At 72.8% G+C, this 14,250-nt stretch carries 11 protein-coding genes, 2 tRNA genes and 1 pseudogene; 9 read left to right on the forward strand and 5 right to left on the reverse strand.

The window, feature by feature from the left end:
- The first annotated feature begins 194 nt into the window (after positions 1 to 194).
- The gene (locus tag ACICHK_RS33385) at positions 195 to 1,382 is read left to right on the forward strand and encodes a thiolase family protein (RefSeq protein ID WP_151472918.1); all 1,188 of its coding nucleotides are present in this window, start codon (positions 195 to 197) and stop codon (positions 1,380 to 1,382) included.
- 136 nt (positions 1,383 to 1,518) lie between these two features.
- Positions 1,519 to 2,292, forward strand: coding sequence for a sulfite exporter TauE/SafE family protein (locus ACICHK_RS33390; RefSeq protein ID WP_406839810.1), 774 nt, complete (start codon positions 1,519 to 1,521; stop codon positions 2,290 to 2,292).
- A 42-nt stretch (positions 2,293 to 2,334) separates the two neighbouring features.
- Here the strand turns inward: ACICHK_RS33390 and ACICHK_RS33395 are convergent, their stop codons facing one another.
- From ACICHK_RS33395 to ACICHK_RS33405, 3 genes are all read right to left on the reverse strand, one after another.
- Complete coding sequence (locus ACICHK_RS33395) at positions 2,335 to 4,422, reverse strand: MDR family MFS transporter (RefSeq protein WP_406839811.1); 2,088 nt, start codon at positions 4,420 to 4,422, stop codon at positions 2,335 to 2,337.
- 76 nt (positions 4,423 to 4,498) lie between these two features.
- A complete protein-coding gene (cobF, locus tag ACICHK_RS33400; protein WP_406839812.1) occupies positions 4,499 to 5,269 on the reverse strand; it encodes a precorrin-6A synthase (deacetylating) in 771 nt (256 codons plus the stop codon).
- Positions 5,270 to 5,402: 133 nt separating this feature from the next.
- Positions 5,403 to 5,927: a DUF309 domain-containing protein gene (locus ACICHK_RS33405; RefSeq protein ID WP_406839813.1), complete on the reverse strand. Its 525-nt coding sequence runs from the start codon at positions 5,925 to 5,927 to the stop codon at positions 5,403 to 5,405.
- A gap of 100 nt (positions 5,928 to 6,027) precedes the next feature.
- Between ACICHK_RS33405 and ACICHK_RS33410 the strand changes: the two genes are divergently transcribed.
- Both ACICHK_RS33410 and ACICHK_RS33415 read left to right on the forward strand, forming a co-directional pair.
- Positions 6,028 to 6,101 (forward strand) — tRNA-Pro (locus tag ACICHK_RS33410).
- A 223-nt stretch (positions 6,102 to 6,324) separates the two neighbouring features.
- Positions 6,325 to 7,026, forward strand: a complete 702-nt coding sequence (locus ACICHK_RS33415; RefSeq protein WP_406839814.1) for a 2-phosphosulfolactate phosphatase — start codon at positions 6,325 to 6,327, stop codon at positions 7,024 to 7,026.
- Between the two features lie 56 nt (positions 7,027 to 7,082).
- On the opposite strand, the gene ACICHK_RS33420 is transcribed toward ACICHK_RS33415, so the two are convergent.
- Positions 7,083 to 7,619, reverse strand: a complete 537-nt coding sequence (locus tag ACICHK_RS33420) for an NUDIX hydrolase family protein (RefSeq protein WP_192582675.1) — start codon at positions 7,617 to 7,619, stop codon at positions 7,083 to 7,085.
- Between the two features lie 231 nt (positions 7,620 to 7,850).
- On the opposite strand from ACICHK_RS33420, the pseudogene ACICHK_RS33425 reads away from it, so the two are divergent.
- The 5 genes and pseudogenes from ACICHK_RS33425 (at position 7,851) to ACICHK_RS33445 (ending at position 12,237) form a co-directional block, all read left to right on the forward strand.
- Positions 7,851 to 8,727: pseudogene (locus tag ACICHK_RS33425) on the forward strand (zinc ribbon domain-containing protein).
- Entirely contained in the window at positions 8,724 to 9,806 is a 1,083-nt protein-coding gene (locus ACICHK_RS33430) for a maleylacetate reductase (protein WP_406839815.1), read from the forward strand. Before ACICHK_RS33425 ends, ACICHK_RS33430 begins: the two are co-directional and overlap by 4 nt.
- Before the next feature lie 328 nt (positions 9,807 to 10,134).
- Positions 10,135 to 10,902 carry an NPP1 family protein gene (locus ACICHK_RS33435; protein WP_406839816.1) on the forward strand — a complete coding sequence of 256 codons (768 nt, stop codon included), beginning with the start codon at positions 10,135 to 10,137 and terminating at the stop codon, positions 10,900 to 10,902.
- 123 nt (positions 10,903 to 11,025) lie between these two features.
- Positions 11,026 to 11,099, forward strand: a tRNA-Pro gene (locus tag ACICHK_RS33440).
- 304 nt (positions 11,100 to 11,403) lie between these two features.
- Complete coding sequence (locus tag ACICHK_RS33445; protein WP_406839817.1) at positions 11,404 to 12,237, forward strand: ATP-grasp domain-containing protein; 834 nt, start codon at positions 11,404 to 11,406, stop codon at positions 12,235 to 12,237.
- 123 nt (positions 12,238 to 12,360) lie between these two features.
- Here the strand turns inward: ACICHK_RS33445 and ACICHK_RS33450 are convergent, their stop codons facing one another.
- A complete protein-coding gene (locus tag ACICHK_RS33450) occupies positions 12,361 to 14,028 on the reverse strand; it encodes an FAD-dependent oxidoreductase (protein ID WP_406839818.1) in 1,668 nt (555 codons plus the stop codon).
- Between the last annotated feature and the right edge of the window lie 222 nt (positions 14,029 to 14,250).

Below are 14,250 nucleotides of genomic sequence, written 5' to 3' on the forward strand. Positions count from 1 at the left end.
CGCCCCGGCCGTGGGGCGATCCCGTACGGACCCGGGCGCTCGGGACGGATGGACGGATACCGGCCGCGGGGGATCTTCCCAAGGGTGCGGTGCGGGGTTATAGTCCGAAACTAGCAGTGCTAATTAATGTCGGCGCTGGCTCGTCCTCATCACCGTCCGGCGTCCGTTCGCCGGTGTCCGTCAGGAGTCCTGTCGTGCGTCCCGTCCACTTCGCGGCCGCCCGCCGCACGCCCATCGGCAAGCTGCGCGGTGCCCTGTCCTCCGTGCGGCCCGACGACCTCGCCGCCGGCGTCATCCGCGGCCTGGTCGCGGAGGTGCCCACCCTGGACCCGGCCCGCGTCGACGACGTCTACTGGGGCGCGGCCAACCAGGCCGGCGAGGACAACCGCAACGTCGCCCGGATGGCCGCGCTGCTCGCCGGACTGCCCGACACCGTGCCCGGCGCCACCGTCAACCGGCTCTGCGCCTCCGGCCTCGAAGCCGTCACGGCGGCGGCCCGCGCCATCGCCTCCGGCGAGGCCGACATCGTGCTCGCCGGAGGCTCCGAGTCGATGAGCCGCGCCCCCTTCGTGCTGCCCCGCCCGGACGAGGCGCTGCCGCACCGCATCGAGACCGTCGACACCCGGCTCGGCTGGCGGCTGGTCAACCCGGCGATGAAGGACCTGCACGGCGTCCTGTCCATGGGGGAGACCGCGGAAGAGGTCGCCGGGCGGTACGGCGTCTCGCGCGAACGGCAGGACGCGTTCGCGCTCCGCAGCCACCAGCGTGCGGCGGACGCCCGCAAGAACGGGTGGTTCGACGCCGAACTGCTTCCCGTCGAGCGCCCCGACGGAGTGGTCGTCGACAGCGACGAATGCGTGCGGGAGGACACCTCGCTCGACAAGCTGGCCCGACTCAAGCCGGTGTTCCGCGCCGGCGGAACGGTCACCGCGGGCAACGCCTCGCCGATGAACGACGGCGCCGCCGGCGTGCTGCTCGTCAGCGAGGAGGCCCTGAACGAGCTCGGCCTCGAATCGCTCGGACGGTACGTCGCCGGGGCCTCGGCCGGTGTCGGTCCCGACGTGATGGGCATCGGCCCGGTGCCCGCGACCCGCAAGGCGCTCGGACGCGTCGGCTGGACCGTCGCCGACATCCAGGAGGCCGAGTTCAACGAGGCGTTCGCCGCCCAGGCCCTCGCCTGCGTGGACCAGCTCGGCATCGACCCGGACCTCGTCAACCCGACCGGCGGCGCCATCGCTCTCGGCCACCCGCTCGGCGCCTCGGGAGCCCGCATCCTCACCACCCTGCTGCACCGCATGCGCCGCACGGGCGCCGAGCGCGGCCTGGCCACGATGTGCGTCGGCGTGGGGCAGGGCAGCGCGGTGCTGGTGGAGCGCCGCTGACGGTCCCGGACCCCGCTCGCGGGTCCCGTGCGTGAGGGGCGTCACGGCCGAGGAACGCCGTCCGCCCCTCGCGCGAACCCGCCCGGCGGCCCCTCGGCACCCGGGCGAGAAGCGTGGGCATAGCATCGGCCCCCGCATGAACACGATGACGCTCTGGCACATATCCCCGGGGGAGTTCGCCGCTCTCGCCGCCGCGGCTCTGCTCGTCGGCTTCTCCAAGACCGCCGTCAGCGGCGCCAACACGGTCAGCCTGGCGGTCTTCGCCGCCGTACTGCCCGCCCGCGCCTCGACGGGAGTCCTGCTTCCCCTGCTGATCGTCGGCGACGTGCTCGCCGTCGTCACCTACCGGCGCCACGCCCACTGGCCCACGCTGTGGCGGCTGTTCCCGGCGGTCGCCGCCGGTGTCGTCCTCGGCACGCTGTTCCTGGTGTGGGCCGACGACGCCGTCGTACGGGCCTCGATCGGCGCGACCCTGCTGCTGATGACCGGGATCACGCTGTGGCGCCGCCGGGCCGCCGTCCAGGACGACGAACCGGACGCGGTCGTGACCCGCGCGGGCCGCGTCAAGGCACGTTCCTACGGGGTCCTCGGCGGCTTCACCACCATGGTCGCCAACGCGGGCGGCCCGGTGATGTCGATGTACCTCCTCTCGGCGGGCTTCCGCAAGCTCGGCTTCCTCGGCACCTCCGCCTTCTTCTTCCTCATCGTCAACGTCTCCAAGCTGCCGTTCAGCGCGGGCCTCGGTCTGATCGACGGCCGTTCGCTGCTGCTGGACGCGGCCCTGGCCGTGTTCGTCGTGCCGGGGGCGTTCATCGGGAAGTGGGCGGTGAAGCGCATCAACCAGCTGCTCTTCGAACGACTGGTGATCGTGGCGACGGTGGTGGGCGGAGTGCAGCTCCTGCTCCCCTGACCCCGCCCCTGGACTTCCGCCGCCCGCGCCCCGGCGGCCCGGTCAGCTCGTCGTGACCGACGCCGGTTCCGGGGGCCGGCCGGACTGCAGGCCCTGCGTCAGGTCCTCGACCAGCAGCCGCTTGGCGATCGTGTCGACGGCGGCGCGCAGTTCCGTGCCGGACGGGCGGCCGAGATCCTGTTCGACCTGCCCGGCGAGCCAGCGGCCCCAGGCCTCGCTGATCACCCGGGCCTCACGCTCGCCCGCCGCCGTGTGCGAGAACAGCGATCCGTGCCGGGTCAGATACCCCTCCTCGACCATGCGCTCGAAGACCGGGACGAGCACCTCGGGCGGCAGCCGGCGCCGGGCGGCGATCAGCGCCAGGTTGGCGTGACCGACCATGCGGGTGAACAGCTCCACCTGCATCACGGCCCAGGCGCCCGCCACGTCCAGCCGGGTGTCGGACTCGGAGACGATCCGGCGCGCGGTGTCCAGCTCCGTGGCGCCGATGATCTTCCCGACCGAGAACTCCAGCAGCCGCTGGGAGTCCGCGGTGGACGGTGACGCGAACCCCTCGCCCATGTCCGTCGACCCCATGCGCGCGCTGTCGCGCAGCTCCACCTGCTTGAGGAACAGCGCCACGACGAAGCCGAGGAGCGCGACCGGGACCGTCCACAGGAACACCGTGTGCAAGGTGTCGGCGTACGCGTCGACGATGGGCGCGGCCGCCCTCGGCGGCAGCCGGTGCAGCCCCTCCGGGCTCTGCGCGGCCCGGGCGATGACGGCGGGCGGGGCCGCGCCCGTCGCGGCGGCCGCCCTGACGCCGTCGGTCAGGTTGGGCTTCAGCGCGTTGGTGTAGATCGTGCCGAAGACCGCCGTGCCGAACGAACTGCCCAGCGTACGGAAGAAGGTGACCCCGGACGTCGCGGTGCCGAGGTCGGTGTACTCGACGGTGTTCTGCACCGCGATCGTCAGCACCTGCATGCACAGCCCGATCCCGGTGCCGAGCACGAACATGTACAGGGACTCCAGCCACGCCCCGGTGCCGGGCCCCATGAGGGACATCAGATAGAGCCCGACCGCCATCACCAGGGAACCGACGATCGGGAAGATCCGGTACCGCCCGGTCTTGCTGACCACGTTGCCGCTGAAGACCGACGCGATGAGCAGCCCCGCCACCAGCGGCAGCGTGCGCACCCCGGAGACGGTGGCCGAGTCCCCGTCGACGTACTGCAGATAGGTCGGCAGATACGTCATCGCGCCGAGCATCGCGAAGCCCACGATGAAGCTCAGGATCGAGCAGACCGAGAAGACCGGGTTCGAGAACAGCCGCATCGGCAGCATCGGTTCGGCGGCACGGGTCTCCACCAGGCAGAACAGGCCGAGCGCGACCAGACCGCCGACGAAGAGCCCGATGATGACCGGCGATCCCCAGGCGTACTCGTTGCCGCCCCAGCTCGTCGCCAGGATCAGGGCGCTGGACCCCACCGCGACCAGGGCGATGCCCAGATAGTCGATGACCGGCCGGGTCACCGACTTCACCACGGGAATGGTGCGCGCCGCCGCGATCACCACGAGGATCGCGAGGGGCACGTTGACGTAGAACGCCCAGCGCCAGGTCAGATGGTCCGTGAACAGCCCGCCGAGCAGCGGCCCGATGACGGTGGCCACACCGAAGACGGCACCGATCGCGCCCTGGTACTTGCCCCGCTCGCGCAGCGGGATGACATCGGCGATCAGCGCCATGGAGGTCACCATCAGACCGCCCGCGCCGATGCCCTGCAGACCCCGCCAGGCGATCAGCAGCGACATGTTCGTGGCGAGCCCGCACAGGAACGACCCCGTGATGAAGATGACCGCCGACGCCTGGAAGACCACCTTGCGGCCGAACAGGTCGCCGAACTTGCCGACCAGTACGGTCGCCACGGTCTCCGCCAGCAGATACGCGGTCACCACCCAGGACATGTGCGCGGCGCCGCCCAGATCCGACACGATCGTCGGCAGCGCGGTGCCCACGATCGTCTGGTCCAGGGCGGCGAGCAGCAGACCCAGCGAGATCGTCGCGAAGACGATGTTGCGGCGGCGGTTGTCCAGCACCGGCGGTCCGGGCGCCCCCGCCGGGGCCGGCGCGGTGTCCTCGGTGATCGTCACAGTCGCCACCCTCACACCGGTGGGCCCCCCGTGCATGCGGGGCGACCCGCCCGGTGTACGGACCGGCCGGGAGTCCTCAGCTCCCCGGATTCCTGCGCAGCAGATAGGTGTCCATGATCCATCCCTTGCGCTCCCGGGCCTCGGCGCGCAGATCCTCGATGAGGGGTGCGACTTCGGCCAGGGGACCGGAGACGAGGATCTCGTCCGGGGTGCCGATGTAGGCGCCCCAGTAGATGTCGATGTCCTCGTCCGTGTACCGCCGGAACGTCTGGTGGGCGTCGAGCATCACGACCACGTCGTCCACCCCGTCCGGGAAGCCCTCCGCCAGGCGCCGCCCGGTGGTGATCTGCACGGGCCGGGCGACCCGGTTCAGCCCCGTGCGGTGCCGGGCGACGAGCGCCGAGACACTGCTGATCCCGGGTATCACCTCGTACGAGAACGCCACCGCGCCCCGGTCCAGGATCTCCTCCAGGATGCCGAGGGTGCTGTCGTACAGGGCGGGGTCGCCCCACACCAGGAACGCGCCGCTCTCGTCCTCGCCCAGCTCCTCGGTGATCAGCCGTTCGTAGATGGCGGCGCGGGCGCTGCGCCAGTCCCCGACGGCGGGGGAGTACGCCGGGCCGCCCGCGGTCCGGTCCCGGTCCGGGTCGCGCGCCTCGACCAGGCGGTACCCGCCCTCGGGCATGTGCGCGTCGAGGATGTCGCGGCGCAGCTGGACGAGGTCCGACTTCACCTCGCCCTTGTCCAGGATGAAGAACACGTCCGTGCTCCTCAGCGCCCTGACCGCCTGCAGCGTGAGCTGATCGGGGTCGCCCGCTCCGATGCCGATGACATGAATCTTTCGCACACCGAGAGTCTGCCGTACGCCACGGACGGTGGACGCACCGGCCGGACCCGGGCTCCGTACCCGCGGGCGGCGGACGTGTCCGGCCGGTCCCCGGCCGGCGCGCGCCCGGGTGCCGGCCCCGGGTCCGCCGTCGTCAGACCGTCCGTCCGCGCAGCCGTGGCGACGCCTCCGCCGCGTCCACCCGCCCGCCGTCGCGCTCCACGACGGCCGCCAGCCCCCCGGCCCAGCGGGTGATCTCCGCGAGGTCCAGGTCGTACGGCCGCGGCCGCCCGGTCGCCGACGTCCACTCCTCGACCGTCCCGGCACCGCGCCGCAGCAGCCGCGCGCCGCCCGTCGCGTTCCCCCGCGCCGCGTGGGTGAGCCCCACGGCGAGCTGGGCGAGCCCCCGCCAGAGCCCGCGCTCGTCCGCGGGGCCGGACTTCCAGGCGTCCTCGAAGACCTCGTGCGCGTGGAACGGCCTGCCCGCGTCCAGCAGGGTCTGCGCCTCGGTGACCGTCTCCCCGGGACGGCGCACGACGCCCTCAGGCGCCCGCTCCACCCCGGCCTCGCCGTACGGCAGCGGACGCCCCAGTCCGTCGCGGGGCCGGGCGTTCCGGGCCCGCCCCTCGGCGTCGCGATCGCGTCCGTCGGCTCGCCGTGTCTCGGATGTCCCGGTCATACGCCGATTGTCGCGTGCCGCCGTCCCCCTGCGGAACAGCCTCCGGAGTGGGGTAAAGTTCTGTTCGCACGATCACGCGGGTCACCGCGGGTGAGGGCACCGGGACGTGGCGCAGCTTGGTAGCGCACTTGACTGGGGGTCAAGGGGTCGCAGGTTCAAATCCTGTCGTCCCGACTTGCTCGACGCAGGTCGCAGGCCGTTTCCGCTCAGGCGGAAGCGGCCTTTTCCGTTGTTCCGGGAGGTGCCAGTGCTGGCGTCGGGTCCTGGGCCGGGGCCCGCACGGGCGTACGCCGGTCCCGGGCCGCGCGCCCCGGCCCCGATCCGGGCCCCGGAGTCACTGGTGTGATACGGGTCACCCGCCCGGCCTTCCGGGCCGGTCGTGCGCGATCATGACCGGATGGACGCCCGTTTCCTCGGCATCGCCGAGCTGGCCGAGACCCCGTCCGTGGCGGTCGTGGTCGACGTCATGCGCGCCTTCACGGTGGCCGCATGGGCCTTCGCCCGGGGAGCGGAGAAGATCGTTCTCGCCGGGTCCCTGGACGAGGCGCTGGCGCTCAAGGCCCGCCACCCGGACTGGGTGGCGCTCAAGGACGGGCCGCCCGCTCCCGGCTTCGACACCGTCAACTCGCCGGGCCTGCTGCGCTCCCTCGACCTCGGCGGACGGACCGTGGTGCAGAAGACCACGGCGGGGACGGTCGGCGCCCTCGCGGTCGAGGACGCGTCCCTGGTGCTGTGCGCGGGCTTCGTGGTGGCGGAGGCGACGGCCGGGGTCCTGCGGGCGCGCGGGTGCGACAGCGTCACGTTCGTGGTCACCGGCGAGGACGGGCGCGCCGACGAGGACCTGGCGTGCGCCCAGTACATCGCCCACAGGGCCGCCGGGGCCGATACGGACGCGACCGGGTTCCTCCGCCGCGCCGCCGGCTCGCGCGCCGCCGTCGAACTGGCGACGGGTGTGCGCGAGGGAGTCCATCCCGATGACGTCGCACTCTGCCTCGAGCTCGACCGGTTCCCCTTCGCCATGGCGGCCGCCCCGGAGGACTCGCTCATGGTCCTGCGCCCGTATGCCGCGGCCGCTCCGGCCGACGGCGTACCGGTCTGACCGCCGGCGGGATCGCTCCCGCCCGCGACGTCCGGGGGCGCTCCACGGGCTCCCGCTCAGGCGATGCGTCCGACGTACGCCAGCGCCTGCCGCAGCAGGACGCCGTGACCGCCCGGCATGTCGTCCGTGACCACGGGGGACGCGGCCTCCTCCGGACTGAACCAGACCAGGTCCAGGGCGTCCTGCCGGGGGCGGCAGTCGCCGGTGACCGGCACGATGTACGCCAGGGACACGGCGTGCTGACGCGGGTCGTGGAACGGCGTGACACCGAGCGTCGGGAAGTACTCCGCGACGGTGAAGGGCTGCAGGGAGGCCGGGATCCGGGGGAGGGCCACCGGACCGAGGTCCTTCTCCAGGTGGCGCAGCAGGGCGTCGCGGACCCGCTCGTGGTGCAGTACCCGGCCCGAGACGAGGGAGCGGCTGACCGTTCCGTCCGGACCGATGCCGAGCAGGAGCCCGACGTGGGTGACTTCGCCGTTGTCGTCGACGCGCACCGGTACGGCCTCGACGTACAGGATCGGCATGCGGGCGCGGGCCGATTCCAGTTCGTCGCGGGACAGCCAGCCGGGCGTGGTTTCGGTCAAGTCAGACATTGCTTGATCATACTTTCCGTGCGTCCGCTGCGGGCGTGATGCTCCAGGTCAACGATGCCCCACCGAAAGGGTCATTGTGTGTTTTTCGGTTTCGGCCACGACGTTCCGGCCCCGGGGCCGGACACGGGGCCGGACACGGGGCGGAGGCCCGCCGGCCCGGGGCGGTGCGCCCCGGCGGCCTCGTAGCCTGGGCACGCTCGGCAGGACGACCGGCTCTACCACGGGAGCGGCATGGCCAGGGAATTCACCACCGGGATCACCGAAGCGGTCGTCGACAGTTTCGCGGACACGGCCGATCCGAGGCTGCGTGAACTGCTCGGCTCGCTCACCCGCCATCTGCACGCCTTCGTCCGCGAGACCCGGCCGGGGTGATCACTCGCACGGGTGATGTCGGTCGATGGTGTGCGCGGTCGGGGAACGTGTTGGCTAGGTTCATGGTCATGGCGCGGTTTCGGACGTATCCGACGAGTGGGCAGGCGGGCGTCATGCTCGGCCTCTGCGCGCACGCCCGGTACGTCTGGAACCTTGCCGCCGCCCTGCACCGGTCTGCGCTGCAGTGTCTGCTGGGGGCACCTCCCACGCCCTTGGGGCAGTGGGGGAGGATCGACAAGAACTCGCGCGAGAGCCAAGCCGAGTTCGTCTGTTCCTCCTGCGGCTTCACCCGCAACGCCGACACCAACGCAGCAGTCAATGTCGCGGCAGGACAGGGCGGGATCCCCCGCCCCCGGCGAACAGCCGGTGCCGGAGGGGTGACAACGGCCACCAGCCGTTCGAACACCCGTGAACCCCAGCCCGTACGGGCTGGAATCCCCCTCTTTTCAAGAGGGGGAGGATGTCAAGTGGCCCGCTCACCCGTGCCCGATCCCCGTCGACGGTCCGGTCGGCGCCCTGCTCGGGGGCACCGGCCGCCACCCCTGGCGCCCCGCCCGCATCCACGCACGTCTTCGTGGCGGGCGGCCCCTATCTGGACTCCGACGCCGTCTTCGCCGTGAAGCAGAGCCTCGTCCGGGACTTCGCCGAGACCGACGACCCCGCGCTGGCGCGGGAGTTCGGTGTCGCGAACCCCTTCAGACACGCCCGTTTCGACCTCGTACTGGAGCCGGCATGACCACCCCGCTCGACTTCACCCACGAGACCCGGCCCGTCCGGGTCGTCTTCCGGTCCGGGGCCTCGGTGACCGCGACGCCCGGGGAGGTCGCGCGGCTCGCGCTGCACCGGGTGCTCGTCGTGTGCGGCGGCCGGGGGACGGAGGCCGCGCGCGCGGTGGCGGCCGCGCTCGGCGACAGTTGCGCGGGGGTCCACTCCGGTGCCCGGATGCACGTACCCGTCGAGGTCGCCGACGAGGCCGTCGAGGTGGCGCGGGCCGTGGGCGCCGACGGGTGCGTCGCCGTCGGCGGCGGCAGCGCGATCGGCCTCGGCAAGGCGATCGCGCTGCGCACCGGCCTGCCGCTGATCGCCGTGCCCTCCACCTACTCGGGCTCCGAGATGACGTCCGTGTGGGGCCTGACCGAGCAGGGGGTCAAACGCACCGGACGCGACTCCTCCGTCCAGCCGCGCTGCGTCGTCTACGACCCCGACCTCACCCTCGGCCTCCCGGTCCCGCTCTCGGTGACCAGCGGGGTCAACGCCCTCGCGCACGCGGTCGAGGCGCTGTACGCCCCCGACGCCTCCCCGCTGGTCTCCCTGATGGCGCAGGAGGGCGCCCGGGCGATGGCCGGCGCGCTTCCCGGTGTGGCCGCGGACCCCGCTGATCAGGGGGCGCGCGGCCGGGCCCTCTACGGCGCCTGGCTCTGCGGTTCCTGCCTCGGTGCGACGACCATGGGCCTGCACCACAAGCTGTGCCACGTCCTCGGCGGCACCTTCGGCCTGCCGCACGCCGAGACCCACACCGTGCTGCTCCCGTACACCCTCGCCCACAACGCGCCCGCCGCGCCGGAGGCGGTCTCCGCCCTGGCCCGGGCCCTGGACACCGACGACGTCCCCCGCGCCCTCCGGGAGCTCGCGGTCCGCCTCGGCGCTCCCCGTACGCTCGCCGAACTCGGCATGGAGGAGGCCGGTTTGGCCCGTGCGGCGACCCAGGTGGCCGCCGAGTCCTTCCCCAACCCCCGTGAGGTCACCGCGAACGGCGTCCTCGGACTGCTGACGGCCGCCTACGAGGGCTGGGAGCCGCGGAGCGAGGAGGCGTAGCGACGACGGCCTCGCGGCGGCGAGGGGCCGGGTCCGCGGACCCGGCCCCTTTCGTGTGGCGGCGATCGGGCCGCGGGCAAGGGGAGCCGGGCTCCGCGTGAGGTGCTGAACCCTCCAACCGGCTTTCACCCCCTGCTTGTTGACGGATCCTCCGGGGTCCTCGATCCTCCAACGGGTCGCCGCTTCCCGCCCGTTGGGGGATCCTTCACCGCTCCGATACCCGCGGCCTCTGGTGTTTTTCCCGCGCGCCCGGAAGGCTGACCTGGGCATGCCAAGACGACCGCCTGGTCTGCCCCGCCCCCACGCCGCGGTCGATCTGGAGGAAGCAGTGACAGCAAGCTCGCGGGCCCGCAGGGTCTCGCTCGTCCTCGGCAGCGCCGTCGCGCTGGTCGTCGCCTTCCCGGGCAGCGCCCTCGCCGACCCGCCCACGGCCCTGCCCGGCAACGCGGACGCACTGGAGAGCACGTTCCAGCCGGCCTTCGACTACGACACCGACGGCTGTTACCCGACCCCCGCCATCGGACCCGACGGGACGATCAACCCCGGACTCAAGCCCTCCGGGGCCCTGAACGGCCACTGCCGCGACTCCTGGGACCTCGACAACACCAACGGGTACTCCCGGGAGAAGTGCAACAACGGCTGGTGCGCCATCATCTACGGCCTCTACATGGAGAAGGACCAGGCCGTCGTCGGCAGCGGCCTCGGCGGGCACCGCAACGACTGGGAGCACGTCGTGGTGTGGGTCCAGGACAACCAGGCCAAGTACGTCTCCACGTCCGCCCACGGCAACTTCGACATCTACACCCGGGACCAGATCCGCTGGGACGGGAACCACCCCAAGGTCGTCTACCACAAGGACGGCATCGGCACGCACTGCTTCCGGCCCGCCAACACCAACGACGAGCCGCCGGAGAACCACAAGCACACCTGGCAGTTCCCCACCCTGGTCGGCTGGAACGGCTACCCCGCCGGACTGCGCGACAAGCTGACCTCGTACGACTTCGGCAGTGCCCACTTCGGCCTCAGGGACGACAGCTTCAGCTCCCACCTGTCGAAGGCCAAGCCGGCGGGCATCGCCTTCGACCCCAACGCCTGACCGGCCCCACCCGGGGACACCGTCCCGTTGCGCTGCGGCGATGACCCTGTGTGTGCGGCCGTCCACCGGTGTGCGGTAAGGTTCGGGTGCGCGAACACGCGGGCGACCGCGGGTGAGACGCATCGGGACGTGGCGCAGCTTGGTAGCGCACTTGACTGGGGGTCAAGGGGTCGCAGGTTCAAATCCTGTCGTCCCGACCGGGGTTCGCCCCGTTGTCGGAGGTCGGAGGCCGTTTCCCCGTTCACGGGGAAACGGCCTCCGGCGTGTTCCGGGGACCGCTCCCGCATCCGTCCTGCGCCGGGCGTCGTCCCGGGGAGCGTCGTCCGTGGGCGAGCGGCCCCGTCGGTGTGGTGGATATCCGCTGGCCCCGGCGGCCGAGGCGTGGCTACGGTGGGCGGCCGACCACATCGGAGGGGAAACGGCGATGACCGAGGCGGAGACGGCGACGACGCCGTGGCGTCCGGCCGGCCCGGAGGCCGTCCACGCGGTCCGGACCGAGCGGTGAACGCCCCGGCGCGGGCGGTGCTCCTCACCACGGCCCAGGAGACCAGCACCGCCCTGCTCATCGCGGAAGCGGCCCGGCGGCGCGGTCTGGAGCACGTCGTCCTGGACGGTCCGGACGTGGTGGACGCCCTGGCCGGGCGCGCCGTGCACTGGTACGGCGGGCCGCTGGCGGCGGACCGGGTCGCCGCTCGGCTGGGCCTGGGGCTGCTGGAGCCGGCCGACGCCTGGCTCGCCGAGCTGCCCGAGGAGTTCACCGGCCGACGGATCACGCTGACCACGCTCTCGCAGGCGTGGAGCGCCGGCCGCCCGCTGTTCGTCAAACCACCGAGCGACAAGCAGTTCCCCGCGGCCGTCTACGCCGACGGCACCCGGCTGCCGCGCGAAGGCGAGCGGATCGGCCCCGGCACCCCGGTGCTGGTCTCGGAGGTGGTGACCTTCGCCGTCGAGTACCGGCTGTTCGTCCTGGACGGGCGCGTCACCACGGGCAGCCGCTACGCCCGCTTCGGGCGGCTCGACGTCGCGGCGCTGGAAGGGGACCCCGCCGAGCGGGAGGTCCGTGCGTTCACCGACACGCTCCTGCACGGTCGGCGGGGCTCGCTGCCCAGCGCCGTGGTCGTCGACGTCGGCCTCAGCCAGGACCCCGACACCGGTGGCGAACGGTGGGCGGTGGTGGAGGCGAACATGCCCTGGTTCGCCCACGGCTACGCGGCCGATCCCGACCGGGTCCTGGAGGTCGTCCTGCGAGCCGCCGGCCCACGGGACCTGGTCGCCCCCGGCGATCGCGGGTTCCTGCGCACCGTGTCCGCCCCGGCCGGAGCGCCCGACGTCTGAGGGGAAGGCCGCCCCGTGCACGGGGCGGCCGACGTCATGGCCGGAGGCCGTACCGGAACTCCGGTACGGCCTCCGGCCGTTCTCCCGCGCGGACCGCGCGGACCGCCGCCCGCGAAGGGCGGGTCAGGCCAGGTCCAGCAGGGCGGTCAGGGCCTTCCGCAGAGTCGTCCGGGGGTCCTTGGCCGGTCCCTCGGACCGCCAGGCGACGAAGCCGTCGGGGCGCACCAGCACGGCGCCCTCCGCGCTCACGCCGTGGACCTGTGCCCAGTCCGCGTCGCCCGCGGGCACCAGGTCCGCCTCGGGCCCGCCGCCGATCCGGTACGAGTCGAGCGGGACGGACAGCTGCCGGGCCGTGTCCTTCGCCGCCGCGTGCCAGGCGCCGGAGCCGTCCGCCGAGCTCAGCAGCACCATGGAACGCTCGTACAGATCGAGCGTGGAGATCCGGGAGCCCGCGCGGGTCAGCCACATGTGCGGCGCCCGGCTCCCCGGCTCGCCCGTCAGCCGTACGCCCTCGGGCACGACCGGAGCGGCCGTGTCGGCGCCGAGGACCGCGCCGCGCGGGTAGCGGTAGGCGAGCGCCACGTTGAGGATCCCGCCCTTCCTGCCGCCGGGACCGCCCTGCCCGAGCGCCGCGGGCTCCGGGGTGTACCCCGGGTGGCTGTGCTCGACCGAACGCGACGAGGCGCGGGCGCTCGTCGCCTCCGCGACCGGCCGGCGCTCGGCGTCGTAGGACTCCAGCAGGCCCGGGCCGGCCCAGCCCGCCAGCACCGCGGACAGCTTCCAGGCGAGGTTGTGGGCGTCCTGGATACCGGTGTTGGAGCCGAACGCCCCCGTCGGGGACATCTCGTGGGCCGAGTCGCCGGCCAGGAACACCCGTCCCCGCGCGTACCGTTCGGCGACCCGCTCGGCCGCGTGCCAGGCCGCCCGGCCGGTGATCTCCACGTCGAGATCCGGCACGCCCACGGCCCGCCGGATGTGCTCCACGCACCGCTCGTCGGTGAACTCCTCCAGGGTTTCCCCGTGTTCGGGGTGCCAGGGAGCGTGGAAGACCCAGTGCTGCTCGTTGTCGACGGGCAGCAGCGCCCCGTCGGCCGCCGGATCGGTCAGGTAGCAGACGATGAACCGGCGGTCGCCGACGACCTCGGCGAGACCGCGCGAGGTGAACGTCAGGCTCACGTTGTGGAACAGGTCGCCGGGACCCGTCTGACCGATGCGGAGCGCGTCACGGACGGGGCTGCGCGGACCGTCCGCGGCGACGAGGTAGTCGGCGCGGATCGTCGTGTGCTCACCGGTCTCCCGGCTCTTGACCTTCGCCGTCACCCCGTCGGAGTCCTGTTCGAAGGACATCAGCTCGGTCGAGAACCGCAGGTCGCCGCCCAGCTCCCGGGCGCTCCTCAGCAGCACCGGTTCGAGGTCGTTCTGGCTGCACAGGCACCACGCCCCCGGGCTGAAGCGGGCCAGCCCGCCGCCGGGGTCGATCTCCTTGAACAGCCACTCCCCGGCGTCGCCCACCAGGGTCGGCGTCTGCAGGATGCCGTGGTTGTCCGCGAGGACCGACGCCGCCTCCTCGATGCGCCGCTGCACGCCGGCCGCCCGGAAGATCTCCATGGTGCGCACGTTGTTGCCGCGCCCGCGCGGGTGCATCGAGGTGCCCGCGTGCTTCTCGACCAGGACGTGCGGTACCCCGAGGCGCCCCAGGAACAGCGAGGTCGAGAGGCCCACCAGTGAGCCGCCGACGATGAGGACGGGCGTGTGGAGACCGTTCTCGCCGGCCTCTTCGAATCGGTTCATCGCTTGCCTCCGGCGCCGTCTGGGGCGCGAGTCAGGGATGGGATGCAGATTCCATGCCCGGTGCGGGCCCCTTCGCACGGCAGGGGCACCCGGATGGCGCGCGGTTCACCCGCCTGACCCGCGAGGCTCGCGGAGTCCCGGGCGCGCGGCAACGATCAGCACATGGCGGCCCCGGCGTTTCGGATACCGCGGTCGTTCCTGACTTCCGTGACGAAAAGGAGA

Origin of the sequence: Streptomyces sp. AHU1, assembly GCF_045343905.1 — a bacterium.
Taxonomy (GTDB): Bacteria; Actinomycetota; Actinomycetes; order Streptomycetales; family Streptomycetaceae; genus Streptomyces; species Streptomyces triticiradicis.

Excerpts from the sequence above, each read along its gene's own strand:
- ACICHK_RS33390 (WP_406839810.1), top strand. The coding sequence starts at position 1,519 with ATGAACACGATGACGCTCTGGCACATATCCCCGGGGGAGTTCGCCGCT.
- ACICHK_RS33405 (WP_406839813.1), bottom strand. The coding sequence starts at position 5,927 with ATGACCGGGACATCCGAGACACGGCGAGCCGACGGACGCGATCGCGAC.
- ACICHK_RS33415 (WP_406839814.1), top strand. The coding sequence starts at position 6,325 with ATGGACGCCCGTTTCCTCGGCATCGCCGAGCTGGCCGAGACCCCGTCC.
- ACICHK_RS33420 (WP_192582675.1), bottom strand. The coding sequence starts at position 7,619 with ATGTCTGACTTGACCGAAACCACGCCCGGCTGGCTGTCCCGCGACGAA.
- ACICHK_RS33430 (WP_406839815.1), top strand. The coding sequence starts at position 8,724 with ATGACCACCCCGCTCGACTTCACCCACGAGACCCGGCCCGTCCGGGTC.
- ACICHK_RS33450 (WP_406839818.1), bottom strand. The coding sequence starts at position 14,028 with ATGAACCGATTCGAAGAGGCCGGCGAGAACGGTCTCCACACGCCCGTC.